Origin of the sequence: Methylomusa anaerophila (genome assembly GCF_003966895.1) — a bacterium.
Taxonomy (GTDB): Bacteria; Bacillota; Negativicutes; order Sporomusales; family Sporomusaceae; genus Methylomusa; species Methylomusa anaerophila.
In genome coordinates this window covers 4,032,523-4,056,664 of the sequence record NZ_AP018449.1, presented here as the reverse complement: position 1 = coordinate 4,056,664, position 24,142 = coordinate 4,032,523, and the positions used below count along the sequence as shown (strand labels likewise).

24 protein-coding genes and 1 riboswitch are annotated in these 24,142 nt (G+C 43.4%); of the genes, 1 reads left to right on the top strand and 23 read right to left on the bottom strand.

The features are described 5' to 3' along the window. Positions 1–5 precede the first annotated feature (5 nt). The 19 genes from MAMMFC1_RS18450 to MAMMFC1_RS18365 all read right to left on the bottom strand — a co-directional run bounded on the left by MAMMFC1_RS18450 (position 6) and on the right by MAMMFC1_RS18365 (position 18,626). Complete coding sequence (locus tag MAMMFC1_RS18450) at positions 6–425, bottom strand: FHA domain-containing protein (RefSeq protein WP_145987655.1); 420 nt, start codon at positions 423–425, stop codon at positions 6–8. A 40-nt stretch (positions 426–465) separates the two neighbouring features. Continuing rightward, positions 466–1,242, bottom strand: a complete 777-nt coding sequence (locus MAMMFC1_RS18445; protein WP_126309914.1) for an FhaA domain-containing protein — start codon at positions 1,240–1,242, stop codon at positions 466–468. A 188-nt stretch (positions 1,243–1,430) separates the two neighbouring features. After that, positions 1,431–2,480, bottom strand: coding sequence for a 23S rRNA (adenine(2503)-C(2))-methyltransferase RlmN (gene rlmN / locus MAMMFC1_RS18440; protein ID WP_126309913.1), 1,050 nt, complete (start codon positions 2,478–2,480; stop codon positions 1,431–1,433). 189 nt (positions 2,481–2,669) lie between these two features. After that, positions 2,670–4,046 (bottom strand): 16S rRNA (cytosine(967)-C(5))-methyltransferase RsmB, encoded by a 1,377-nt coding sequence (gene rsmB / locus MAMMFC1_RS18435; protein WP_126309912.1) that lies wholly within the window; start codon positions 4,044–4,046, stop codon positions 2,670–2,672. A gap of 20 nt (positions 4,047–4,066) precedes the next feature. Beyond that, complete coding sequence (locus tag MAMMFC1_RS18430) at positions 4,067–4,837, bottom strand: DUF116 domain-containing protein (RefSeq protein WP_126309911.1); 771 nt, start codon at positions 4,835–4,837, stop codon at positions 4,067–4,069. A 16-nt stretch (positions 4,838–4,853) separates the two neighbouring features. Continuing rightward, positions 4,854–5,795 carry a methionyl-tRNA formyltransferase gene (gene fmt / locus MAMMFC1_RS18425; protein ID WP_126309910.1) on the bottom strand — a complete coding sequence of 314 codons (942 nt, stop codon included), beginning with the start codon at positions 5,793–5,795 and terminating at the stop codon, positions 4,854–4,856. Next, positions 5,795–6,265, bottom strand: a complete 471-nt coding sequence (def, locus tag MAMMFC1_RS18420) for a peptide deformylase (RefSeq protein WP_126309909.1) — start codon at positions 6,263–6,265, stop codon at positions 5,795–5,797. Before def ends, fmt begins: the two co-directional genes overlap by 1 nt. A gap of 23 nt (positions 6,266–6,288) precedes the next feature. Further along, entirely contained in the window at positions 6,289–8,751 is a 2,463-nt protein-coding gene (gene priA, locus MAMMFC1_RS18415; RefSeq protein ID WP_126309908.1) for a primosomal protein N', read from the bottom strand. A gap of 119 nt (positions 8,752–8,870) precedes the next feature. Continuing rightward, positions 8,871–9,017, bottom strand: coding sequence for a hypothetical protein (locus MAMMFC1_RS21625; protein ID WP_158618817.1), 147 nt, complete (start codon positions 9,015–9,017; stop codon positions 8,871–8,873). Between the two features lies 1 nt (position 9,018). Next, entirely contained in the window at positions 9,019–9,246 is a 228-nt protein-coding gene (locus MAMMFC1_RS18410; RefSeq protein ID WP_158618816.1) for a heavy-metal-associated domain-containing protein, read from the bottom strand. A 79-nt stretch (positions 9,247–9,325) separates the two neighbouring features. Next, positions 9,326–10,516 (bottom strand): methionine adenosyltransferase, encoded by a 1,191-nt coding sequence (gene metK, locus MAMMFC1_RS18405; RefSeq protein WP_126309906.1) that lies wholly within the window; start codon positions 10,514–10,516, stop codon positions 9,326–9,328. Between the two features lie 72 nt (positions 10,517–10,588). Continuing rightward, positions 10,589–10,697: riboswitch (SAM riboswitch) on the bottom strand. Positions 10,698–10,748: 51 nt separating this feature from the next. Beyond that, positions 10,749–11,951: a bifunctional phosphopantothenoylcysteine decarboxylase/phosphopantothenate--cysteine ligase CoaBC gene (gene coaBC / locus MAMMFC1_RS18400; protein ID WP_126309905.1), complete on the bottom strand. Its 1,203-nt coding sequence runs from the start codon at positions 11,949–11,951 to the stop codon at positions 10,749–10,751. Between the two features lie 9 nt (positions 11,952–11,960). After that, positions 11,961–12,167, bottom strand: a complete 207-nt coding sequence (gene rpoZ, locus MAMMFC1_RS18395; protein ID WP_126309904.1) for a DNA-directed RNA polymerase subunit omega — start codon at positions 12,165–12,167, stop codon at positions 11,961–11,963. A gap of 21 nt (positions 12,168–12,188) precedes the next feature. Beyond that, positions 12,189–12,821, bottom strand: coding sequence for a guanylate kinase (gene gmk / locus MAMMFC1_RS18390; protein WP_126310753.1), 633 nt, complete (start codon positions 12,819–12,821; stop codon positions 12,189–12,191). 28 nt (positions 12,822–12,849) lie between these two features. Beyond that, a complete protein-coding gene (remA, locus tag MAMMFC1_RS18385) occupies positions 12,850–13,116 on the bottom strand; it encodes an extracellular matrix/biofilm regulator RemA (RefSeq protein ID WP_126309903.1) in 267 nt (88 codons plus the stop codon). 91 nt (positions 13,117–13,207) lie between these two features. Further along, positions 13,208–14,092, bottom strand: a complete 885-nt coding sequence (locus MAMMFC1_RS18380) for a YicC/YloC family endoribonuclease (RefSeq protein ID WP_126309902.1) — start codon at positions 14,090–14,092, stop codon at positions 13,208–13,210. A 162-nt stretch (positions 14,093–14,254) separates the two neighbouring features. Next, positions 14,255–14,860, bottom strand: coding sequence for a hypothetical protein (locus MAMMFC1_RS18375; RefSeq protein WP_126309901.1), 606 nt, complete (start codon positions 14,858–14,860; stop codon positions 14,255–14,257). A gap of 122 nt (positions 14,861–14,982) precedes the next feature. Beyond that, positions 14,983–15,822 (bottom strand): diaminopimelate epimerase, encoded by an 840-nt coding sequence (dapF, locus tag MAMMFC1_RS18370; RefSeq protein ID WP_126309900.1) that lies wholly within the window; start codon positions 15,820–15,822, stop codon positions 14,983–14,985. Between the two features lie 41 nt (positions 15,823–15,863). After that, positions 15,864–18,626 carry a calcium-translocating P-type ATPase, SERCA-type gene (locus MAMMFC1_RS18365; protein ID WP_126309899.1) on the bottom strand — a complete coding sequence of 921 codons (2,763 nt, stop codon included), beginning with the start codon at positions 18,624–18,626 and terminating at the stop codon, positions 15,864–15,866. 325 nt (positions 18,627–18,951) lie between these two features. On the opposite strand from MAMMFC1_RS18365, the gene MAMMFC1_RS18360 reads away from it, so the two are divergent. After that, on the top strand, positions 18,952–20,721 hold the full coding sequence (locus MAMMFC1_RS18360; protein ID WP_126309898.1) for an Rqc2 family fibronectin-binding protein: 1,770 nt from the start codon (positions 18,952–18,954) through the stop codon (positions 20,719–20,721). Between the two features lie 185 nt (positions 20,722–20,906). On the opposite strand, the gene pyrR is transcribed toward MAMMFC1_RS18360, so the two are convergent. From pyrR to MAMMFC1_RS18340, 4 genes are all read right to left on the bottom strand, one after another. After that, complete coding sequence (gene pyrR / locus MAMMFC1_RS18355; RefSeq protein WP_162499708.1) at positions 20,907–21,461, bottom strand: bifunctional pyr operon transcriptional regulator/uracil phosphoribosyltransferase PyrR; 555 nt, start codon at positions 21,459–21,461, stop codon at positions 20,907–20,909. Positions 21,462–21,481: 20 nt separating this feature from the next. Continuing rightward, positions 21,482–22,429, bottom strand: coding sequence for an RluA family pseudouridine synthase (locus MAMMFC1_RS18350; protein WP_126309897.1), 948 nt, complete (start codon positions 22,427–22,429; stop codon positions 21,482–21,484). 344 nt (positions 22,430–22,773) lie between these two features. After that, the gene (lspA, locus tag MAMMFC1_RS18345) at positions 22,774–23,244 is read right to left on the bottom strand and encodes a signal peptidase II (protein WP_232035532.1); all 471 of its coding nucleotides are present in this window, start codon (positions 23,242–23,244) and stop codon (positions 22,774–22,776) included. 92 nt (positions 23,245–23,336) lie between these two features. Beyond that, the gene (locus MAMMFC1_RS18340) at positions 23,337–24,059 is read right to left on the bottom strand and encodes a TVP38/TMEM64 family protein (RefSeq protein ID WP_126309896.1); all 723 of its coding nucleotides are present in this window, start codon (positions 24,057–24,059) and stop codon (positions 23,337–23,339) included. Positions 24,060–24,142: the final 83 nt, after the last annotated feature.

The following is a 24,142-nucleotide window of genomic DNA, read 5'->3' as shown; positions in this document are numbered from 1 at the left end:
CGTAATCACCTCACGAATTTAAAAATAACTGCTCCGATTTTAATTTGGTCGCCACTCAAAAGCACGATATCTTCTTCCACTTTTCGTCCATTAAGCAGTGTGCCATTTGTACTATTCAAGTCAGTCAATAAGTATTGGTCTCTCAATCTGGAAATACAAGCGTGTTCATGGGAAACAAAAGAATCATTAATAACTATGTCATTATAAGCGCCGCGGCCAATCGTCATACTATCTGTAAGATCAAAGACCGGTTGTGACAGTTTTTTTTGAGCGTCTTCTACCACAACAATTTTAGCTGGCTGGGCATTACTTTCTGTAGTTGATTGATTATAATTATTATAACCTTTTAAGATATCTAGTGAGACAACCTTTAGTACCCGGTAAAGGAAGTAATAAAGCAACATCACTAAACCGTACTGCATCATAATACCGACGATTGATAAAAATTGTATCCTGTTAGGCAACTCACTTCACCCCATAAACAATGACGGTATTGCCTACTTTGATTCTATCGCCATCTTTTAAAGTTTTGCGGTAGACACGATGGTTATTAACATAAGTACCGTTAAGACTTTTAGCATCAAGTATGATATGATGGTTGTCTTCATATATGACGTAAGCATGTAAACGAGATGTATTCATATCACTTAAAGGCAATTCGTTTGATTCACGGCGGCCAATATTCACCCGGCCAGCAGTTATGTCTACTGAAAGGCCGGTATCGAGGCCTTCGGATACCGTAAGCACTCCATGTAATAAAGTTTTTTTGGTAAAATCAGCAAGTGGCAGGTCGAATTTATTAAATATGCGCGTATCTTCTTTGCCTTCACTTTTTTTTACCTTACAGCTACAGCTTTCGTTATCGATTGGCAAAGCCTCGGTAAATTTGGTGACAACTGAAAACGAATGCTTTTCCAAAAGCTCTTCCACAAGTATCTCAACTTGGGGATTACCAACAAATGTATAGCCTTTTGATCCGGCTTCCGCATATAAATACTCAGTTAGTTCCTGGCAAACTGTTTGGAGGTAAGATTCAATGCGCTTGTATTCTTCAGCACTTACGTAAACAGCATAGTAATTTGGAACAAAGATGTGGGACACCCCTACCATCCGGTCATCTTCCATACGGCGTATGAGTTCTCTGGCAATTTCAACCGGTTGTAAACCGCTTGACATATACTTATTAAAAAATCCTTCTATGTATTTTTCAAAAAAATTTTCCAGATTACGGACAAATTTCAATGTTAACACTCCAAAAAATAATAAAATAATAAATGGTAAAATAAATATTGGGATTTGCCCGGAATGCCTAAAATTAATTATACGTTATCTTTTTCTTATAGTCAAAAAACAGTATATTTTTTAGAAATATGTCCCTGAAAGATTTTTGTATCGGCTCAGTTTATCAACTGCTACGAACTGCTTTTCGTTTAATCCCCTAGTACTTTGCGTCTAAGTTGTCCGCAAGCCGCGTCAATCTCTTTTCCCATTTCTTTTCGAATTGAAACGTTAATATATTTCTCTTGCAGTATTTGCTCGAAACACGTTATTTCACTTGCATAGGGACGGAGTAAGCCGCGCTCGGGAACTGGATTGACAGGTATAAGATTTACATTGGCTAGTTTCCCTTTTAAAATGCGGGCTAAATCTCTGGCGTGCCCAGGGCGATCATTTACACCTTTAATAAGTATGTACTCATATGTTATGCGTCTTCCAGTCCTGTTTACATATCTGTCGGCTGCGGCAAGCAAAGATTCAATCGGATATCTGTTATTTATTGGCATAAGCTGAGAACGAAGTTTATTATTGGGTGCGTGCAGTGATATTGATAAAGTTATTGGCAGACCTTCATTACCCAGGCGGTCTATTTCCGGAGTAAGACCCGCTGTAGATAGTGTGATACTACGGTAACTTAGATTTAAGCAATATTTTTCATGCAATAATCGGATGAAGCGGAGGACATTGTCATAGTTGGCCAGAGGTTCTCCTGCACCCATTATCACTATTGAATCAACTTTTTCTTGCTGCTGGGCGAGCAAATGGTTTACATACAAAACCTGAGAAAGTATTTCTCCTCCTGATAAATTTCTGGCTACTCCTGACAATGTTGAAGCGCAAAACGTACATCCCATAGCGCACCCCACCTGCGAGGAGACACACACACTATTCCCATATGGTTGCCGCATAAGTACAGTTTCAACAGCCAGATCATCAGCAAATGACAGCAGGAATTTGCTTGTAAGACCGTCGGCCGAGTGTTGTTCGGCTATGACCGATACGCTGCCAATAATGAAGTTACTGTCTAATAATAATCGTTTAGCCTTTGGTATATTCGTCATATCCGCAAATGTATTTACACCGCGTAAATACATCCATTCGGCAATTTGCTGTCCCCGGTATTTTTCTAACCCCAAAGGCTTTATTTTAGCTGCGATTTCGTCGGCAAACAGGCCGAATAGATCAGATTTATCAGGCACCATAGCATACCCCCATCCCTTTATATTGCTCAGCTATCAAAGGCCGCGAACTGTTTAGAAATCGTCAGATGCTAGGCACGACGAGGACCGGAAAGGAGGCGTACTGGTTGTACGTCGGAGTGAGGACCACAGGAGTAACGACGCAGATGGCGGTTTATTAAGCAGTTCCCTGCTTAAAGTGAATAGTCCTACTTACTTAAGTCGGGTCATGCGCGCGATAAAAAAGCCGTCAATACCATCAATATGCGGCCATAATTGAACCATGTCATCAGAACGCTTCTGGATGGGAAGATACCGCCCGGTTTTTTCCAGTGCAAATTCCGGATGAGTATGTAAAAAAGAATTAATAACCTGTGAGTTTTCTTCCGGTTCAGTTGTACAAGTACTATACACTAATATGCCGCCAGGCTTAACGCATTGGGCACAGCTGCTCAATATTGCAGTTTGCAATTTGGGTAGTTCCTTTAGCATACTTTCCGATTTTCGCCAACGGGAATCAGGTTTGCGCCGTAAGACGCCTAGTCCCGAACACGGAACGTCGACAAGGACGCGGTCTGCTTGTGCCGGAAATGTTGTACCTAAATTAGTTGCATCCAGTGTTTGTGTTTCGATAATTGTCAGACCGAGCCGCTTAGCGTTCTCTTCGGTAATCGCAAGCTTATGCGGGTAGATATCGGTAGAAAGCACCCGGCCTTGATTGGACATGAGGGAAGCAATATGAGTACTTTTCCCCCCGGGAGCGCCACAGGCGTCAATAATAAATTCACCTGCTTTAGGGTCGAGAATGTGTCCCACCAGCATTGAGCTTTCATCTTGCACTTGAAATAGTCCTGCTTGCAGAGAGCTAAGAGACATTAGCGCCGGGTATTCATGGCAGACAATTCCTTCCGGCGTCCAAGCTGAAGGCTCGGCAACCACACCTTCGTTTTCTAAGCGGGCTAACAGCGTTTCGCGTCCGATCCTGGTTGTATTGGTGCGAATTGACAAAGGCGGGTTGCAGTTATTTGTCTTGCAGAGATCTTCACAACTTTCAAATCCCAGGCGATCAAGCCATCTTTTTACTAGCCAATCAGGATGAAAATATTTTAACGCCAGATATTCTACCGGCATTTCATCTTTGTTGGGATAAACCGCCTTTTCCGGGTTTCGGGCGGCATTTCTTAAAACTGCGTTAACAAGCTTTACCGTTCCGGCATGACCGTACTTTTTAGCCAGTTCTACCGACTGGTTACAGGCGGCAGATGGTGGTACCTTGGTCAAAAAGAACAGCTGATACATCCCGAGTCGTAAAATGTTACGTATTATGGGAGTGATTTTATTAAGCGGCCGGCTGAGGTAATGCTCCAGTAGCCAATCCAGCGTATTACCGGCTTTAATTGTGCCGTAAACCAGTTCGGTGAGAAACTTACGATCCTGGTTGTTCAACTCGCCGGTTTTGGTTAGCCGGTTAATCTCCTGGGCCAAAGCAATATTAGCATATGCGCCTTCAATATCAACGGCATTAATAACCCGGAGAGCTACTTCCCGTGCATCAACTTTTCTTCCATTTTTACTATTTTTCCAAGACATGACTAATCACCATATTATTTTTATTGTTTTTCTGCCAAAAAACTCTGTATTGCCTTCTCCACTTTTTTTAAATCCACCCGCGTATTGCAACAGGGACCATAAGGACGCTCGTTTAAAACGCCAATGACCGGTAGCGGAAAAACGTCTTGTATGCCGCTGGTTAGGTCACGCTCGCAAGCAATGGCCAGCACAGCCTTGGGGCGTAATGACTTAATGATTTTGCGGGCTAACGTTCCGCCGGTTACGACTGCTAAGTTAACTCCGTATGATTTAGCCATTTCAGATAAGTCACCGACTTGACATTGACCGCAGTGATGGCAATTCGCCACATTACGAGTAATTTTGTGGGGGCATGTTTCTTGCTGAATACAATGAGGCGTGAGAAGCAAAAGTCTGTCCGGCGTCACTTTAATCTGTTTTTTCAGTACGAGATGATTGCTTACCTCAATGAATGATCTTTCGACCCGCTCTTTATCCACTTCAAAAACTTTTCCAATACGGATAGCTAACGGGAAGAGGAGATTAATGGCCGACCAGGCCAAACCCTGGAAGATCCCTAATGTGGGAAATCCGAGAATTGCCAATATTATACCCACAACTCCGCTGGCAATAGCTAAAATTGCTACCGCGAGCAATGTACCGAGAATTAAGGGGAGATAGGCGCTAATGTTAGACAAACCGGGAGAACTCACAATCCAAAGGCCGTAAGTTGACAAAGCAGCTAAGAATAAACTCAGCAAAATTAAGGTCAGAAATAATCTTTTTTTGGGGCGCGGAACTGCTTCTATCACTTTAATTCACCTCAAATTACCCTAAAAAGGTTCCCACATCTAAACAATAACCACGAACGCATTCCCATGCTTTCATTTTACGCTTGGATTCAGGCTGTACTTCAACAAGTTCCAACAAACCCTTGCCTGTTTCCACAATAATTCCTTCACTGCCGAGTGCTGCAATTCGCCCTGGCATTGAGCACATTGAATCGGTATTGGCAACTTTTGTCTGCCAGACTTTTAGCTTTTTTTCATTATGGCAGCAATAAGCCCCTGGCCAGGGGTTTAATCCGCGGACTAAATTATGAATTGATGGTGCAGGCATTTGCCAATTGATTTTTTCAATTTCGCGAGTTAATAAGGGGGCATAAGTCGCCTTGCTGTTGTCCTGGGCCTGGCGCGGGACCTTGCCTAATGCCATGAGTTTCAGCGTTTCGGAAAGCAGCTTGGCTCCTAACTCCTTCAGTTTGTCATGCAATCTGCCTGTAGTGTCGTCAGGAGCAATTGGGATTTCCGCCTTTAGAATCATATCACCTGTGTCTAAGCCTGCGTCCATATACATGGTAGTTATTCCGGACTGTGTTTCACCATTGATCACCGCCCAATGAATCGGGGCTGCCCCACGGTACTCAGGCAGCAATGAAGCATGGACGTTGATGCAGCCAAGAGGAGGTAAAGCCAGGATTTTTTTCGGCAGCAATTGACCAAAGGCTACGACGACGATGACATCCGGCCTCGCCTCTTCCAGTTGGCGGATAAATTCATCAGATTTAATCTTTGCGGGTTGCCAGAGTGTTAAATTGTATGCTAAAGCCGCTTCTTTCACAGGGGAAAAGGCTAGTTTCTGCCCTCTTCCCTTTGGCCGGTCAGGTTGCGTAACCACTGACGCAATATCGTAATTTTCATTTACCAACATATTAAGGCAGGGAACGGCAAAATCGGGAGTACCCATGAATACGGTTCGTAAGGCCGCCATTAGCTTTGCTCCTTATCTTTCTCCTTAAATACGCTCTTGGCACGTTCAATAAACAGGATGCCGTTAAGGTGATCAATTTCGTGTTGCAGAGCGCGAGCCAATAAACCGTCACCACTGATTCTAACTTTTTTGCCGCTCCGGTCTAGTGCCTCAACCGTAACTTTAGCATATCTTTCTACTTCTCCGTACATTCCGGGAATACTTAAGCATCCTTCGGTTCCTAAGTTGCTTCCTTCATACTCAAGGATTTCGGGATTAATAAGTTCGAGGATACCCTCGCCGACGTCAATTACAATTAGACGAAGGGATATCCCTACTTGGGGAGCAGCTAGGCCTACTCCGTCCGCCTCATACATTGTTTTGCCCATATCATCGAGAAGCTGCTTAATTTTTTTATCAATTTTGCCAACCGGAGCTGAAACATTTTTCAGAACGCTGTCTCCGGCTTTTTTAATATCCATTATTGCCATTAATATTCCTCCCTGTCATGACATTACAATACATTTAATGGATCAACATCAATAATTATACCTTTTCGCGTGTGTAGCTTGAGTTCTGACAACCGGTTTCTAACTTCACTCAATTGCCTGGTCTTTAGCAGAATATTGATTCGGTAAACATCTTTCTTTTTACTTATAGGAGCAGGAAAAGGGCCAATTATTGACGTATGATTTAAACCACGTAATGTGCATTTAAGTTCAGCAACAATTGCTTTAGCCTGAGAGTCCGCCTCAGTATTGTCTTTAGAAAGAACACATATATTTATCAACTGTGTGAATGGCGGGTAATCAAGCTGTTCACGCAGTTTAATTTCTGATCTGAAAAAAGTTTCATAATCATGTGTGGATGCAGATAGAATCCCGAAATGTTCCGGGTTATATGTTTGCAAAACCACTTTACCCGGTCTATTGCCTCTTCCCGCTCTGCCGGCGGCTTGTGTGATAAGCGAAAAAGTTCTTTCAGCGGCTCTAAAGTCAGGTAGATTGAGAGCAGTGTCTGCCGATATGATACCAACTGCTGTAACATTTTTTATATCATGTCCTTTGGCTACCATTTGGGTTCCTAATAAGATGTCATAGCTTCCTTTTGCAAAGTCACTGAGTATTTTTTCATGAGACGTCTTGCCGCTGGTCGTATCCTGATCCATTCTTGCTATTTTCGCCTGGGGGAACAATTGGGTTAGAGTCTCTTCAACTTTTTGGGTACCAGTGCCGAAATAGCGAATATATCGACTGCCGCATACCGGGCAGCAGTCAGGGATTGCCTGACGTTCCTGGCAGTAATGGCAACGTAAGGAAGTATTTGCTGCGTGATACACCATGGCGATATCACAGTGGTGACATTTAATGACGTGACCGCATTCACGACACATAATGAAAGTGGAATAGCCGCGGCGATTAAGAAGAATTACAGCTTGCTCACCCTTGGAAAATGTTTCACTAAGCATATCTTGCATGGCCGGCGAGATAACTCCCCGCCTTCCTTGCGCTAATTCATTTCGCATGTCTACAACCGTAACGGGTGGGAGGGGAACGCTGTCAATTCTTCTGGTTAGACAAACAAGACTATGCTCACCTTGCAATGCTTGAAAATATGTTTCTACTGAAGGAGTGGCACTTCCTAAGATCACTACAGCTTCTGAAAACTTCGCCCGGGTTAAAGCCACCTCTTTGGCATGGTATCTGGGTGCTTCTTCTTGTTTGTATGTAAATTCGTGTTCTTCGTCAATAACGATTAAGCCCAAATTGTCTGCCGGTGTAAATATGGCGGATCTTGCTCCAATTACAATACCGGCTTGATTACATCGCAACCGTTGCCAGGCATCATATCTTTCCCCCAGGGATAATCTACTGTGAATAACGACAACATCATTATTAAAGGCTGCCTTAAAACGGGAGACAATTTGACTGGTTAAGGCAATTTCCGGAACAAGAACAATTGCTTGCCTTCCTAAGTTTCTGGCAGTACGTACTGCTTCTATATACACTTGTGTTTTCCCGCTGCCTGTGACGCCGCGAAGAAGAAATGATTTAAATTTTTTTTCTAATATAGCGGGTATTATTTGGCCCAGGACCTGTTCCTGGTCTTGGGTGGGCTTAAGTTTGGGCGCGGAAAATTCTCTGTCTGCATAACTATCACGGATTATCTGGACTTGCTTGGTATGGATCAGTCCTAATTTGACCAGTCTTTTGACAGTATCAAGGGTGATGCTTAATTGACGCAATTGACTGCTGTCAAGGCTGTTGTACTTAAGGAGCTCTTCAATTAACCGGAGTTGAGCCGGCTTTCTTTTTGAAGTGGCGTTAATGGTATTAATAGCTGTTGCCGCATCTACAGCAAGTGAGTATACCGTGGTAAGGCGCGGAAGACCGGATTTATATATTTTACTGTGTTTACAGAGTATTTTCTGGCGCAGTAAAGATTTAATTATATCTTCTAAAGAAGAATCGCTGATTGTGTGCCTAAATTCCTTTCTTAATTCCGATAATTTCAGCGGTCCTTTTTTATATATGTGTTCAATTATCTTAAAATTATCCTTATTATCATTATCCTTGCTTGCCTCCTTAAGTTCAGCCAGTTGTACTTCACTGACACTGTCGGCAATCTTGTACAACTCCTGAGTCTTTACCCCTGCTTTTCCAGGAATAAACATTCTATAAGATTCAGCTAAAGAAGTTAAATAATACTCGGCCAACCATTCGGCAGTTTTAAGCATGTGATTGCCAAACCAGGCGAAATCGTCCAGAATGTCAGTGATCGGTTTTAAAGCAGTTTCATCCCTTTCCGATATATCCGATATATTAATTATAAACCCTTCCACAGTGCGTTGACCGAATGGTACTATGACCCGCCAACCTATATCAATATAAGCATAATGATCCGGAATGATGTAAGAAAACGCTTTATCAATATTGCGTGTAGGTATATTGACTATGACTTGGGCAATCTTTTTCATTTTACACCACTTAAGTTATAAGTTTATATAAGTTTTATGGTTGGAAAGAGCTATAAAGAGAGGGGACTTTTTAAAGTCCCCTTTCATGTCAACTCAATAATTATATTCGCGTTGTAAAGTCAAATACCTGCTTTTTTAGCTTCGGTGAAAGTAGTGGACACAATATCCCATTCCATACCGGTATCCATCTCTAATCGTTTGTAAAACCGCTTTAATCTGCGTTTACCCAGGCCCAAAGGGGAAAAATGAAGTCGCATTCGAGACATGTTATTCTTGAATCGAGTAGCCAAGGGATTGTAGGGTTTCTTCAATGTAGCCGCTGGGCGTTACAGATGAGTCATAATCGACAGAGACTTGTTTACCAGTTAGATCAATCTTTACTGATACAACGCCGTGTAAATGGGATAGGGTATGTTCTATGCGCTCGCGGCAATGATCGCCTTTTAGGCCGCCGACGCGGAACACTGAACGGTTTAAGGTATTTTGATCAGCCAATGGTAGTACCTCCTTTGATGACGCTTGTTCACCTAGCAATCTTAGTATTACCATAGACTGTTATGAAATATGTTAGCTCTTAGATATTGGCTTCTTTGCGTAGAATTTCAGCTTTATTAGTACGCTCCCACGGTAAATCAACGTCTGTACGGCCAAAATGGCCGTACGCCGCTGTTTGCCTATAGATTGGGCGCCGAAGATCCAAGGATTGAATGATGCCTGCTGGTCTTAAATCAAAGTGCTTATTAATTAATTCTACAATTTGGTCTTCATCAATTTTGGCCGTCCCGAAAGTTTCTACCATAACAGAAACAGGACGGGCGATACCAATGGCATAAGCAAGTTGTATTTCACATTTATCAGCCAGACCGGCAGCAACAACGTTTTTTGCCACATAACGGGCGGCATAAGCTGCGGAGCGGTCTACTTTTGTTGGATCTTTACCGGAAAATGCTCCGCCGCCATGGCGGGCCATACCACCGTATGTGTCTACAATGATTTTACGGCCGGTAAGACCGGCATCACCTTGAGGTCCACCCACTACAAATCTGCCGGTAGGATTAATATAATATTTTGTTTGGGCGTCAAGAAGTTCATGGGGCACAATGGGAGTAATCACTTTGGTGATCAGATCCTGCTCAATGGTCTTTTGGTCAACATCCGGACTATGTTGTGTAGACACAATGATGGTGTCGATTCTAACCGGTTTTCCGTCTACGTATTCTACAGTGACTTGCGTCTTTCCATCGGGACGAAGGTAAGCTAAATCGCCGTTTTTACGAACTTCGGAGAGGCGGCGGGCTAGCTTATGCGCCAACGAAATCGGCAGAGGCATATATTCCGGCGTCTCGTTTGTTGCATAACCAAACATCATTCCCTGGTCACCGGCGCCGATCGCTTCAATGGCATCCATTTCTCCCTGTTTGGCTTCCAGTGCTCTATCTACACCAAGCGCAATATCTAAAGATTGCTCATCAATTGAAGTGAGCACGCCGCAGGTTTCAGCGTCAAACCCGAATTTAGCCCTGGTATAACCAATGCTTTTTACTGTTTCACGTACAATTTTCGGGATATCAACATAGCAATTTGTAGTGATTTCACCAACAACGTGGACTAATCCGGTTGTTATTAATGTTTCGCAAGCCACGCGACCCATAGGATCCTGTGCAATGATAGCGTCAAGTACACTGTCGGAAATTTGGTCGGCAATCTTATCAGGATGTCCTTCGGTTACAGATTCTGAGGTGAAAAGTACACTTTTTTTGGTCATTTAAACATATTACCTCCTTATCGTATCAAAAAAAGAATAAAAAAACTCCCGAAGGGAGGTGATTTTGTCACTCTCCCATCTTGCGGAAATCCGCAGGAATTGGCACCGTTTTGGGCAATTTGCCGCCCAAGGGTTGCCGCGGTTTCATCGGGCCAGTCCCTCCACCAACTCTTGATGAGAATTGAATATGTAATTTACACCATAAAAATTTTAATTTATATCCGCATAAAAATCAAGTTAAATTTATCATTAAATTATAGATTTTATCTAAAATGACAGCTGAAAGCTCGGTTTTCGACATTTGGGGAAGCTCCTCCACCCTTCCGCTGGGGTAAAGGAGTTTAACAATATTAGTATCGGCGTCAAACCCGGCGCCTGGTAGAGTAACGTCATTGGCTATTATCATATCAAGCTTCTTAAGTCTAATTTTTTCTGCAGCATTGGCAATTAACTCTTCTGTTTCGGCTGCAAAACCAATTAATAACTGATGTTTTTTCAACGTTCCCAATTCTTTTAATATATCCGGGTTTTTGGCAAGCTGTAAGGTTACTATTTCACCGGTTTTTTTAATCTTTTGTTCTTGCGGTTCGAGGGGGCGATAATCGGCAACAGCCGCCGCCTTGATTACAATATCCACTTGATTAAAATTAGCCAGGACGGCTTCGCGCATTTCCTGAGTTGTTTCAACTTTAACAAATTCAACCCCCGCAGGCGGAGAAAGGCTTACTGGCCCTGAAATTAAGATTACTTCTGCCCCCCGGGATTTTGCAGCCTGCGCCAGCGCATAACCCATCTTGCCGCTGGAACGGTTTCCTATATAGCGAACCGGGTCGACCGGCTCACGAGTTCCGCCGGCGGTGATCAAGATTCGCTTACCTGTAAAGTTGTTCCCTGTATTAAGTAAACCCAGTGTTTTGTCAACTATTACCGACGGCTCCGGTAAACGTCCTAGTCCTTCCACGCCGCAAGCCAGCATTCCCGAATCAGGTTCCATCACTTGATAACCTAAATTGCGTAGCTTGGACAAGTTATGCTGTGTAATCGGATTTAAATACATGTTGACGTTCATAGCCGGGGCCAGCAAAACCGGCGCCTTCGTAGCCATTACTGTAGTGGTAAGCATGTCATCGGCGATACCGTTGGCAATCTTGCCAATGATATTAGCGGTAGCCGGAGCGATTAGAAATATATCGGCTAGCGTTGCCAAAGCAATATGTTCAATATTCCACGTTTTCGGATCTTCCCACATGTCTTCCACAACTGGATTACCGCTAATTTCTCTAAACGTTAAAGGCGTCACAAAATGAGTTGCCGCTTTCGTCATTATGACATGTACCCGGCAGCCGGCTTTTTTAAGCCGGCTGACAACCTCTACGCATTTATATACAGCAATTCCGCCCGTTACTCCCATAACAACATTTTTGTACTGAGACATTCTTGCCTCCTACTTTATACCTGTTTTGGTACGTTCGTATGTAATTCTTCCATGAGATACTTCTTCAAGAGCGATGGTTACCGGCTTATTTGATTTGCTTTCAACAAGCGGTGACTGTCCGTCCATGATTTCACGGGCTCTCTTGGCAGCAAGAACCACTAGCGTATATTTGCTATCCACTTTTCCTACAAGAATATCTAGCGAAGGATGAATCACGGAGTTCCCCCCTGTTTTAAACTATAAATCTTCTTTTCTCACACAACTGTGGCGGAAAAAATTCTCAATTAAGTTGTGATTGCGCTGCACTTTACATTTTTCTGCTGCAATAATGGCTTCAATATTCCTTACGGCAGAAGCTATTTTATCGTTAACAACTAAGTAATGATAATTATAAACGCATGATAATTCTTCACTGGCGCAACCAAGCCGTTTTTTTATTGAATCCGGGCTATCCGTACCGCGTTTATTTATACGCTCTGCCAACTCATCGGAAGAAGGAGGAATTATATAAATATATACTCCCTCAGGAAATTTTTCTTTGACCCGCATAGCACCCTGAATATCAATCTCCAGTACAACATCCTTACCACTTTCTAATTGCTCTGCTACATAGCGGCGGGGAGTTCCATAGTAATTTCCGTAAACTTCTGCCCACTCCAGTAAATCATTCTGTTCGGCCATTGATTCAAACTCATGTTTTGAGAGAAACCAATAATTTATTCCATTAGCTTCTCCGGCGCGAGGCTGGCGGGTGGTTGCTGATATTGAGTACTGTAAATTAGGATTGCTACGCAGCAATTCCCGGCAAATGGTTCCTTTACCGGCACCGGATGGGCCGGAGAGAACTATCAAAATTCCTTGCTGCGTCATATTGGTTCGCATATCTCCCTTCCCAGGATTACTCAGCGGGTTCATCGGTTGTTTCTTTATTGGTCAGACGATGAGCGACCGTTTCGGGCTGGACCGCAGATAATATGACATGATCGCTATCCGTAATAATAACCGCGCGGGTGCGGCGGCCATATGTAGCATCTATAAGCATGCCACGATCCCGGGCTTCCTGAATAATCCGTTTAATCGGCGCTGATTCAGGGCTGACAATTGAAATAATCCGGTTAGCAGAAACGATATTGCCAAAGCCAATATTGATAAGTTTGATTTCCATAATCATTCCTCCTGTAATATGAATTCTATACATAACTGAAATTACAGTATTTTTGTCATGCTACAAGTCGTCACTAATTGATCTTCCTATATTACTCTATGTTTTGGATTTGCTCTCTGATCTTCTCTATTTCACTTTTAATTTCCACAACTACATTGGCAATGGTAAAATCGTTGGCCTTGGAAGCAATTGTATTCGTTTCACGATTGATTTCCTGAATGATGAAGTCAAGTTTTCGGCCGACTGCACCATCTGAGTTCAGGGTAGCACGAAATTGGTCCAGATGGCTTTGCAAGCGGACTAGTTCTTCGGTAAAATTAATACGATCAGCATACAGGGCGGTTTCCTGTATTATTCTTGTTTCATCCGGTTCCATACCGACTGCAGATAAAAGATCACGCATTCTGCCTAAAAGTTTTTCCCGGTAGTCGACCAACAGTTGGGGTGCCTGTTCAGATATGGTGGCTATCCAACCGTTTAGTTTTTCAATGCGGCCTAATAAATCTTTTTCAATGCTGGCACCTTCAGCAAGACGCATGGACATCAAGTTAGCCACGGCTCCGTTTATTGCTTCGGATAGTTTGGGCCAAAGCTCCATTATATCGTCGGAAACATCTTCAACCTTTAAAATATCAGGATATTTCGCTATATGATAAACATTATCGACAGTAGTGGTTGCCAGCAGACTGGCTAATTCTCTTATTGCATTATGGTAAGCGATTGCCAATTCTTTGTCAACCCTGATAGTTCGTTTCTTTTCCCCATATTCGTCAACAGTGACATATACGTCTATTCTCCCTCTAAGCAATGTGTTGGCAACGCTACGGCGGATTTTATCTTCCAAGCTGCCTAAGTTTTTAGGCATACGAATTACAATTTCATTATAGCGGTGGTTTACGGCTTTAATTTCAACAATAAAACGGTGAGTCGAATCTATGTACTCGCTCCTACCAAAGCCGGTCATACTTTTTAGCACGAATAGAGCACCTTCCTTTGCGTATGTTATTATTGACTATAACGGCAAATTTAACCCGTATTTTTTTAATATATATCCTTTACTTCGCTTTTCTCATCCTAAATCCTTTTTTCGACGATATGATAACAATATAAAATGGGGCTAAGCCCCATTCAAAATTAATTATTTGATTTTTGACAGGTCAAAATGAAATCTATGTTCCCGTTTGTCGCCGGTAATAAGGATCAAAGATACCACTTTAGTTAAGTTGACAGTCTTTTGCGAAAAATAGAAGTAACACTGGGACATAAATTGAGGATTCTGAGGGTGCCAGGGTGATTTTACAACTGGATTAGTTAAGGATTGATAGGGTTTTAGTGTGGTTTTTTCCTGCCGTAAAATTATTTGGTAATCATCCATGAAAGATGGCCCGTCGCTGTATAAAGTAACACTAAATACCAAATAACCGGCATAATCTGACAAAATTTTTTCGGTATCGGTAAGTTTGACAGTTTGCTGATTTAATGCTTTATCCCTGGCATCTGCTGCAATCAGTAGATAAGGAGTATATAGATAAGCGCTTTCAGTCGTTGCGTTTAATATATTCGCTTGTTCTTCGTATGCAACCCATGGCAACAAAAAATCCGTAAGAGGCTTCTGGATATTTGACATTCCATATTTCTGAGCATCTTTAATCACGGTTTGGTTAATTGGCGATATTGCCCAAGACATATTATGGCCAATCAGCAGGATGAACAAAGAGATGACGATGCAGCTTTTAATTTTCACCTTAACACCTCCGAAGTTTAATACCTTCCCAAAACTTTCTGGCGTAATTATATTACGCTGTTTGCGATAAAATTCCTTTATCCAAAAGAAAAAACCCGGCCAGCGGTAGCCGGGTACCAAGATCAAAGAAGGAATTTGCCACGGAATACTTCAACAGCAGGACCGGACATGCTCAGATGGTTATCAGCACCCCATTCCACATACAAATCGCCGCCGTCAAGCTTAATTACAGCCTGACGCTCGGTATGTCCGTTCAGAACGCTTGCCACTAATGTTGCGCAAGCCCCGGTGCCGCATGCTTGGGTTATTCCCGCCCCTCGCTCCCAAACCCGCATTCGGACTGTGTTTCGATCTATCACTTGAACAAATTCTACATTCGTTTTTCTGGGGAAAAAGGAATGAGTTTCAAGGAGCGGTCCTATAACTGTTAAATTGATAGATTCTACATCATCGACAAAAATAATGCAGTGGGGATTACCCATGGATACTGCAGTGACGTTATAAACGCTGTTGTTCACAGTTATTGGGATATTGATGACTTGCTCGTCCGGATTTCCCGTCATCGGAATCTTTTTTCTGGTCAAACGCGGCTCACCCATATCAACTTTAACAGTTTCGAGAACAGCATCCCGGAAGAGTAACTCCGGTGTAATAATTCCGGCTAAAGTACTTAACGTTATTGTGGTTTTATCTGTCATACCGTTTTCATATACATATCTGGCAACACAGCGGGTAGCATTGCCGCACATGTCTGCTTCACTGCCGTCTGAGTTAAATATGCGCATGTTGAAATCGGCTGAATCGCCTGGAGAAACGATGACTAACCCGTCGGCGCCAACTCCGAAATGGCGGTTACAAAGTTGTGTCGCCAATTGCTGATAATTGGAAATCGTTTCTTTAGAACCATTAACCAAAATAAAATCATTACCTAAGCCATGCCACTTACTAAATTCCATTTTCATTCCTCCAGATTGTGCTTTGTTAATTATGGTTTGTTAATTATTTAGCGGACTTTATTAAATGCCGGACGATTCGCCAGCCGTCGCTGTCTAAAAACATGTTTAACCCCGTTCAGGATGAGTGACCAGCCTGAAGCAATCAGGACAAGTGTCCAATCAGATAATGACAGTGGAACAGTCGAAAATATTGATCGTAAACTTGGCACGTATATTACGGCTAACTCCATGACAGTGGAAAAAAAGACAGCTCCCAGCAGATATTTATTAGTAGTAAACTTTAATTCGAATATAGTCAAGATTTCCGAGCGGCAATCGAAAACGTGGAATAACTGGCAGAATACCAGGGTGGTAAATGCCGCCGTCCGGGCCAGAGGTAAATCGTTTTTAAGATAGTATACCACACTAAACACCAAAAGTGTGCTTAAACCGATTTGAAATCCCCGGCTGATAATTTTTCGGATTAAGCCTCTGGAAAATACACTTTCTTTCGGATGGCGGGGCGGGCGTTGCATAATATGAGGATCATTTGGGTCAACACCCAGGGCCATGGCAGGCAATCCATCGGTTACTAAGTTGACCCACAATATTTGAACCGGAAGCAGCGGCATGGGCAGTCCCGACAAAGCAGCCAAAAACATGGTGAGTACTTCCCCAATATTACATGCCAGCAAATAGCGGATGAATTTTCGAATATTGTCATATATGCCTCTGCCTTCTTCCACTGCTGCTACAATAGTGGCGAAGTTGTCGTCAGCCAATATCATTGCCGAGGCTTCTTTGGATACATCAGTTCCGGTTAACCCCATTGCTACTCCGATATCGGCTTCTTTTATGGCTGGGGCGTCGTTAACGCCGTCTCCCGTCATGGCAACAATATGACCGCGCCGTTTTAAGGCCTTAACAATTCTTAGTTTGTGCGCCGGTGACACTCTGGCATAAACCGTGATCTCATTTACAACCGCCGCCAGGTCCTTGTCACTCATGGTGTCGAGGTCATGGCCGGTTAGCGCCTTATGTTTACCTTCTTGATAAATTTGAAGCTCACGCGCGATAGCAACCGCCGTATCCCGGTGGTCGCCGGTAATCATTACAGTTTTAATGCCGGCCTGAAGACATAAAGTGATAGATTTTTTAGCTTCTTCCCGCGGCGGATCGATCATGCCTAGTAAGCCGACAAATATAAGATTGTTTTCATGGTTTTCATTCAATAATTCTACTTGATTTTTATCAAAGGGGCGGTAGGCAACAGCCAGTACCCGGAGTGCTTTGCCTGCCATTGATTCATTAACAGCAGAAATTTTTTTTATGATTTCTTGGTTAAGAGGAATAATTCCGCTTTCAGTTAGACAGTGCCGGCATAAGTCAATAATTGTATCGGGAGCTCCTTTGGCATAGAGCCAATGTGTATCGGTGTCTTTATCATGATAAACAACCGACATACGGCGACGTTCAGATTCAAAAGGTATTTCCCCTACCCGGTCACTGTTTTTTTCAAAATCTTGCCGCCATACGGCTGCTTTCGCGGCTGCTACCGTAATAGCGCCTTCCGTTGGGTCACCTTCAACTGAAAGACCGCTTACCTCATTTTTTCGCCATGTCCCGCTAATGATAACATTATTTTGCTTTAATGAACTATTGTTGCATAAAGCCCCAATCTTTAAGCACTGAAGCAATGACGGGTGTTTGTTTGCGGAGACCGGCTGGTTATTTAACAAAAATGATCCCTTTATATCGTAACCTAATCCGGTTACTTCAAAAATATCATTGCCGGCGAAGACCTGACGTACTGTCATAGCGTTCTGGGTTAAGGTACCTGTTTTGTCGGAACATATTACAGTTGTGCAGCCTAAAGTTTCCACTGCCGGCAACTTGCGGATAATGGCGTGTTGTCTGATCATTCGCTGAACGCCAAGCGCTAAGGCCACTGTTACAATAGCCGGCAGTCCTTCCGGTATAGCCGCCACTGCCAGGCTAATACCGGTCATGCACATAAGAAACAGGGATTCACCCTTCATTATGCCTGTAATGACAACTATCATACATATGGCGAGACAACCCCAGACTAGCCAGCGTCCCAAATGTTCCAGGCGTTTTTCCAAAGGTGTTGGCTCAACCGCAGCGGCTTGGATCATATTGGCAATGTGTCCAACTTCGGTTGACATACCAGTTGCGCAGACCACTGCTTTCCCTCTGCCGCGACAAATACTTGTACCGGCAAAAATCATATTTTTCCTGTCTCCTAACGGTGCATTTTCAGAAAATTTTTTGTCGGCAACCTTTCTGACAGGTAATGATTCACCGGTGAGGGCAGCTTCTTCAACTTCCAAATTATGAACACTGAGTAAACGGCCATCCGCTGCCAGTTTGTCTCCTGCTTCAAGAACCAAAATATCGCCCGGAACCAGTTCACGTGCCGGGATTTGTTGGATTATACCGTTGCGAATCACTCGCGCCGTCGGCGCCGATAGTTTTTTTAAAGCATTAAGGGATTGCTCGGCCCGGTATTCTTGAAAAAAACCTAATAGGGCATTGAGTAATACGATGGCTAAGATTGTTATTGCATCCGCATATTCACCTAAAAAACCTGAAATTAACGTGGCGGCTAAAAGAATCAAGACCATAAAATCCTGAAATTGTGACAAAAACCTTTTCCACCAAGGCTCCTTTGATTTTTCAGCAATTTCATTATAGCCGAATTTGCTTAGACGATTTTTTACTGCTGCCGACGACAATCCATCATTAAAACAGGTCTGCCAAAAAGCAACAACCTCATCTGCAGAACGAGCATACCACTTTTCTTTATCCATGCCGCCACCTCGCAATATATAATGATTGTTCACTTAAAGTTGGGAACTGCTTATAAACCGCCATCTGCGTCGTTGTTCCTGCGGTGCTCGCTCCAACGTACATCCCAGTACGCCTCCGCTGTGCTCCTCGTCACGCCTAGCATCTGGCGATTTCTAAGCAGTTCGGGGCAGTTGGTAAGCTAGCGAATACAAGCTTATTACTTATTAATCATGTTATTCTTGACAGTTGGGAATTAGACCGGTTTGACCGCATGGTGGCGTGATGGTATACTAGTGCCAAATTGATAATCGATGATCTGGGTAAATACTGATGATGGAGGATATTATGAGTTTGGATGGATTGTCGCTGGCGCCGCTGGTGGCGGAAATACATAATAAATTGGCCGGCGGACGGGTGGAAAAGATTTTTCAGCCTGAACCCCATTCACTTTTGCTGTGGCTGCGACAGCCCGGGGCCAGCCTCCGCCTAATGATATCGGTCAACCCGGAGCGCTCTGAAATTCATCTGACTGAGACTTTACCAGAAAACCCGGCTACTCCGCCGAATTTTTGCATGTTGCTCAGAAAGCATCTGGAAGACGGCCGGGTAGCGGGAGTATGCCAACACAGTCTTGACCGGATTGTTGTTATCGCGGTGGATGTGCTGGGAGAGCGGGGCGTGATCGTAACAAAGCAGTTGGTTGTTGAGTTAATGGGCAAACATAGCAATATTATATTGCTGCAAGATAATCTAATAATAGATTCCATCAAGCGGGTCGGCTTTAATACCAGCCGGTATCGCCAGGTTTTGCCCGGCAGAGAATATGTTTACCCGCCCGGGCAGGACAGAATCAATTTATTCTCCACACCCGTAAATCAGTTTGTACAACATATGGTACAATCTAATTCCGGCAATTCATTAGCCAAAGCAATTATGAATACGGCAGTCGGTTTGGGTCCCCTGACTGCTAAAGAAATTGCCTGGCGGGCCGGATTTTCCGCCGATATAAAGGTTAACGACCTGGATGAAGCCGATATGGCTGCTTTGCATGAAGCTGTTTTAAGTGTGATAGAGCCGATGCAATCAGGGAGCGGGATGGTTCCCAATGTAGTGATGGATTCAGGCCGGGCTATAGGCATAGCCGCCTTTTTAATTGAGCATCTCAAGCAATACACTACTCACCGTTTTGATACTATGAGTGCAGCGGTTGAATTCTTTTCCCGGACAAAAGGACGCCCTGTCATTGCTGACAGGGATATTTTAAAAAAACTGCTTACAACTGAATTGACGCGCCTCACCAAAAAACAAGGTATATTGACTCAGGAAATAGCGGAAGCGGAACAAAGCCACCTGTTAAAGAAATATGCCGATATATTAATGGCCAATTTATATAACATTCCGCCGGGAATAGACACGGTTACTCTATACGACTTTTACAATGATTCTCCCGATTGTGCTACAGAGAACGCAGAAATCGTAATCCCCCTGGAGCCGTCTTGCTCACCGCTGGAAAACGCCCAAAACTATTATCATAAATATAATAAAGCCAAACGGGCCCGGGAAACGCTGGAAATCCAGCTTGGACTGTGCCGGGATGACATCCTCTATCTGGAAAGTATCGCCGCAGCCCTGGAAAACGCCGAAAACTCGGCGGAGGTATCAGACATTCGCCAAGAACTTATTTCAGCCGGATACATAAAAGAAGCAGGTAAGCGCCGCTTACCCGCTGCCGCATCGCAACCTTTAACAGTTAAGACCACGGACGGTTTCTCCATCCTGATAGGAAAAAACAACCGCCAGAATGATTTGGTCACTTTTAAACATAGCTCCCCCCACGACATCTGGCTGCACACCAAAGATATCCCCGGCTCCCACGTAATCTTACGGACCGAGAACAAGCAGGTGTCAGACCAGGCGCTGTCAGAGGCAGCTCTGTTGGCCGCCTATTACAGCAAAGCCAGACATTCCGCCACCGTGCCGGTAGACTATACCCGCCGCAAACATGTCCGTAAACCTTCCGGCGCCAAACCGGGATTTGTCTACTACGAAAACCAAACCACTATTTTCGTTACACCTGATGAAACCGCTGTAACCGCACTTATTAACAATAATTAAACTAAACGTTACTTGCCTTTGCCCAGTTTATTAAATGCCACGAACTGCTTAGAAACTGCCAGATGCTAGGCGAGACGAGGACCGGAACGGAAGCGTACTGGTCGTACGCTGTAGTGAGGACCGCAGGAACAACAACGCAGATGGCGGTTTCTAAGCAGTTCCCCACTTAACGCCGTCAATACTGTCTAGTCGATTATTTCTTTGATCATAACCTGCTCCGCCCCATCAATAGAGTTTATTTGTACACTAACAATTTCTTTACGGGAGGTCGGAACATTTTTACCTACGTAATCGGCTCGAATAGGAAGCTCGCGGTGACCGCGGTCAATAAGTACTGCAAGCTGGATTGCCGCCGGGCGTCCGATATCAATAATTGCGTCCAAAGCTGCCCGTGCTGTTCTGCCGGTGAATAATACGTCATCCACCAGAACCACTATTTTCCCATTAATGTCAAATGGAATTTGCGTTTCGTGGACGATCGGCTGATAATCTAGAGTCGATAAATCGTCACGGTAAAGTGTAATATCTAAAATGCCGACCGGAACCTCTATCCCTTCAATTTTTTTTATTTCTTCTGCCAAGCTGTAGGCAATAGGTACACCGCGGGTTCGTATACCTACAAGCACCAAATTTGCCACACCCCTGTTTTTTTCAGCTAATTCGTGTGCAACCCGGATTAGCGCTCTTCTGATTGCCTGAGCATCCATGATGATAGTTTTATCAACAATTGTTTTGCGCATAATCTAATTTCCTCCCATAATTAATTGTTATTATTCTTATGTAATATTGACATAATATTCGTCATATCTTGGGGACAAGGGGCGCTAAAGCTCATTGGCCGACCGGTGACCGGATGTATTATGGATAGTTCGGCGGAATGCAGCGCTTGACCTGCAATATCAAAATGCCGGCGTTCAGGACCATATTTGGGATCACCGGCTACCGGATGACCAATATAACTCATATGTACTCTGATTTGGTGTGTGCGTCCGGTAAGTAATTTACATTCTACCAATGTATAATTACCGAATCGTTCCAGCACCCGAAAGCGGGTTACCGCTTCTTTGCTGTTGCTAAAAGTAACAGCCATTTTTTTCCGGTCCGACGGATGTCTGCCGATAGGGGCGTTAATAACTCCCTGCTCTTCTATGATATTTCCATGAACAATCGCCAAATATTTACGGCTGGCGACCCGGGATTTGATTTGTTCGGCCAGGTTAAGATGGGCGCGATCTGTCTTGGCAGCCACAATAACGCCGGAAGTATCTTTGTCCAGGCGATGTACTATCCCGGGACGAATGACGCCATTAATTCCGGATAAATCTTTACAGTGTTCCAACAGAGCATTTACCAAAGTTCCTCTGTAGTTGCCGGCTGCCGGATGTACTACCATACCGCGCGGCTTATTGATAACAATAATATCTTGATCTTCATATAATATATCCAGCGGAATGCTTTCCGGGATTACATCAATCGGCTCAACTTCAGGGATGGTTATCTCAATCTTATCATTTATTTGTACTTTATAGTTTGCTTTTACCGTTTTACTATTGACCCATACGCATTCTGCGGCTATCAACCTTTGAATATGAGATCGGGATAGAGAAGGTATTTTGGCTGCGATAAACACATCAAGTCTGGTTCCTTTTTCAGCGTGAGCTGCTTCGAACCGATATGTGGCATTAAAATCCGACCAGTTTTCATGCACTAGGTAAGCTCGCTCCTTATCAAGGCTGTTTCAAAACGCCCATCTGCGTTGTTGCTCCTTGCGGGCGATCGCTTCACGTACTTACTTGTACTGTTCCGCTCACGTCCTCATCGCGCCTAGCATCTAGTGGTCTGTCTACACTGAAATCATAATTACTTCGCGGGCCTTTTTCCGCCATGCTTCGTTGTCGTCAGCTTACATATGTCCGATATGTGCGCTTCCTCCGCCTCGCCTTGCGAAAAAATTCCCGCGAATTCATTTACGCTTTCAATGTAGACAGGCCACTAGGCATTTTGAACCACCCTTACCTACATTATGGTTGCGTGTTTTTTGAAACACGCTCCTTATCCGTTTTTTTCCTTTAACTCACTACGCGGGATTAAAAATATAATTGAATAAATGATACAACTGACTCCCGTTACGATTGCCATATCGGCTATATTAAACACGGGCCAAATACGAAAATCAAAAAAATCTACTACAACGCCTGCTTTAACTCGATCAATGACATTGCCGACTGCTCCACCAGCCATCAAACTGAGGCCGAAACGCATCAACCGATAGTGCTGTGGTATTTGGGAAAAAAAGTAGATGCTAATTCCCAGCATTAAAAAAGCAACCGTAACAAAAAAAATAGTTTGGTTTTCTAAAACCCCGAAGGCTGCACCAGGATTGAGAATATATGTAATGTGAAAAATGCCCTCTATTACCGGAATTGACTGACCAGGCAGCATTTGTGACTGAACATAATATTTCACAGTTTGGTCGATGATTATCGTAGTAATTGTTATAAGCGCTACTAAGAACATAGACATCCTTGTTCCTCCTGTCCCGAAAGTAAGTAAATTAAGTATATCATACATATTACCTGATTTTTACCCGAGGGTAAATAGGGTAAAGAAGCATTTTACTTGCCGCCTTTATTACTTAATAAATACCGCTCGATCGTTTTGCGATAATAAAAAGCCACAGCGCCGGCGATGATGAGTAAAGATGTGACGGTAATTAACGAAAATACATTATGAGTTAAGTTTTGGCCAAGTATTGAGTATAGTACGATCGCCGGAGTTTGTCCAACCGCCGTAGCAATGCTAAACTGAGGCAAGGATATGGCAGTAAGACCTGCACCGTAACTGATAACTTTAAAAGGTACGACCGGAGTAAGTCTGGTAATGAATATCGTTAATACTCCATGGCGCTTGAAAAAAGTGTCCATCCAGTCAAGGTATTTAAGGTATTTTATATTAAGAAAATGCTCAACCACTGGGCGACCATACCAGCGGGCTACTCCGAAATCCAGCGTGGCTCCTAACAAAGCACCTGCCCACGAATAGAGGGCGCCAAATTTCCAGCCAAAAATCCAAGCGTTGGTAAGGGTAATAATCAATCCTGGTACTAACGGCACAATGGATTGTAAAGTCATTAAGGCAACACTTGTAACAGGCGCCCAAATGCCGTAAGACAGAATAAATAGGCGCAAACCATCAAAATCCCTGTGATGTAAGTAAAAAATTCCGCTGGTGACGAAGTTTTGTACTCCGGGTAAATATAGGTAAAAAGCTATTATTAGAACCAAAACACTTAATTTTATGTAATATAAAAACGGTTGCTGGGTTTCCGGTTTTTCCATTAAGCCTTCCCCTTTAAGCGCTATCAGGATATAACAACTAAAATAAGCATATCCCAAACTGAAATTTTTTAATATAAGTTATA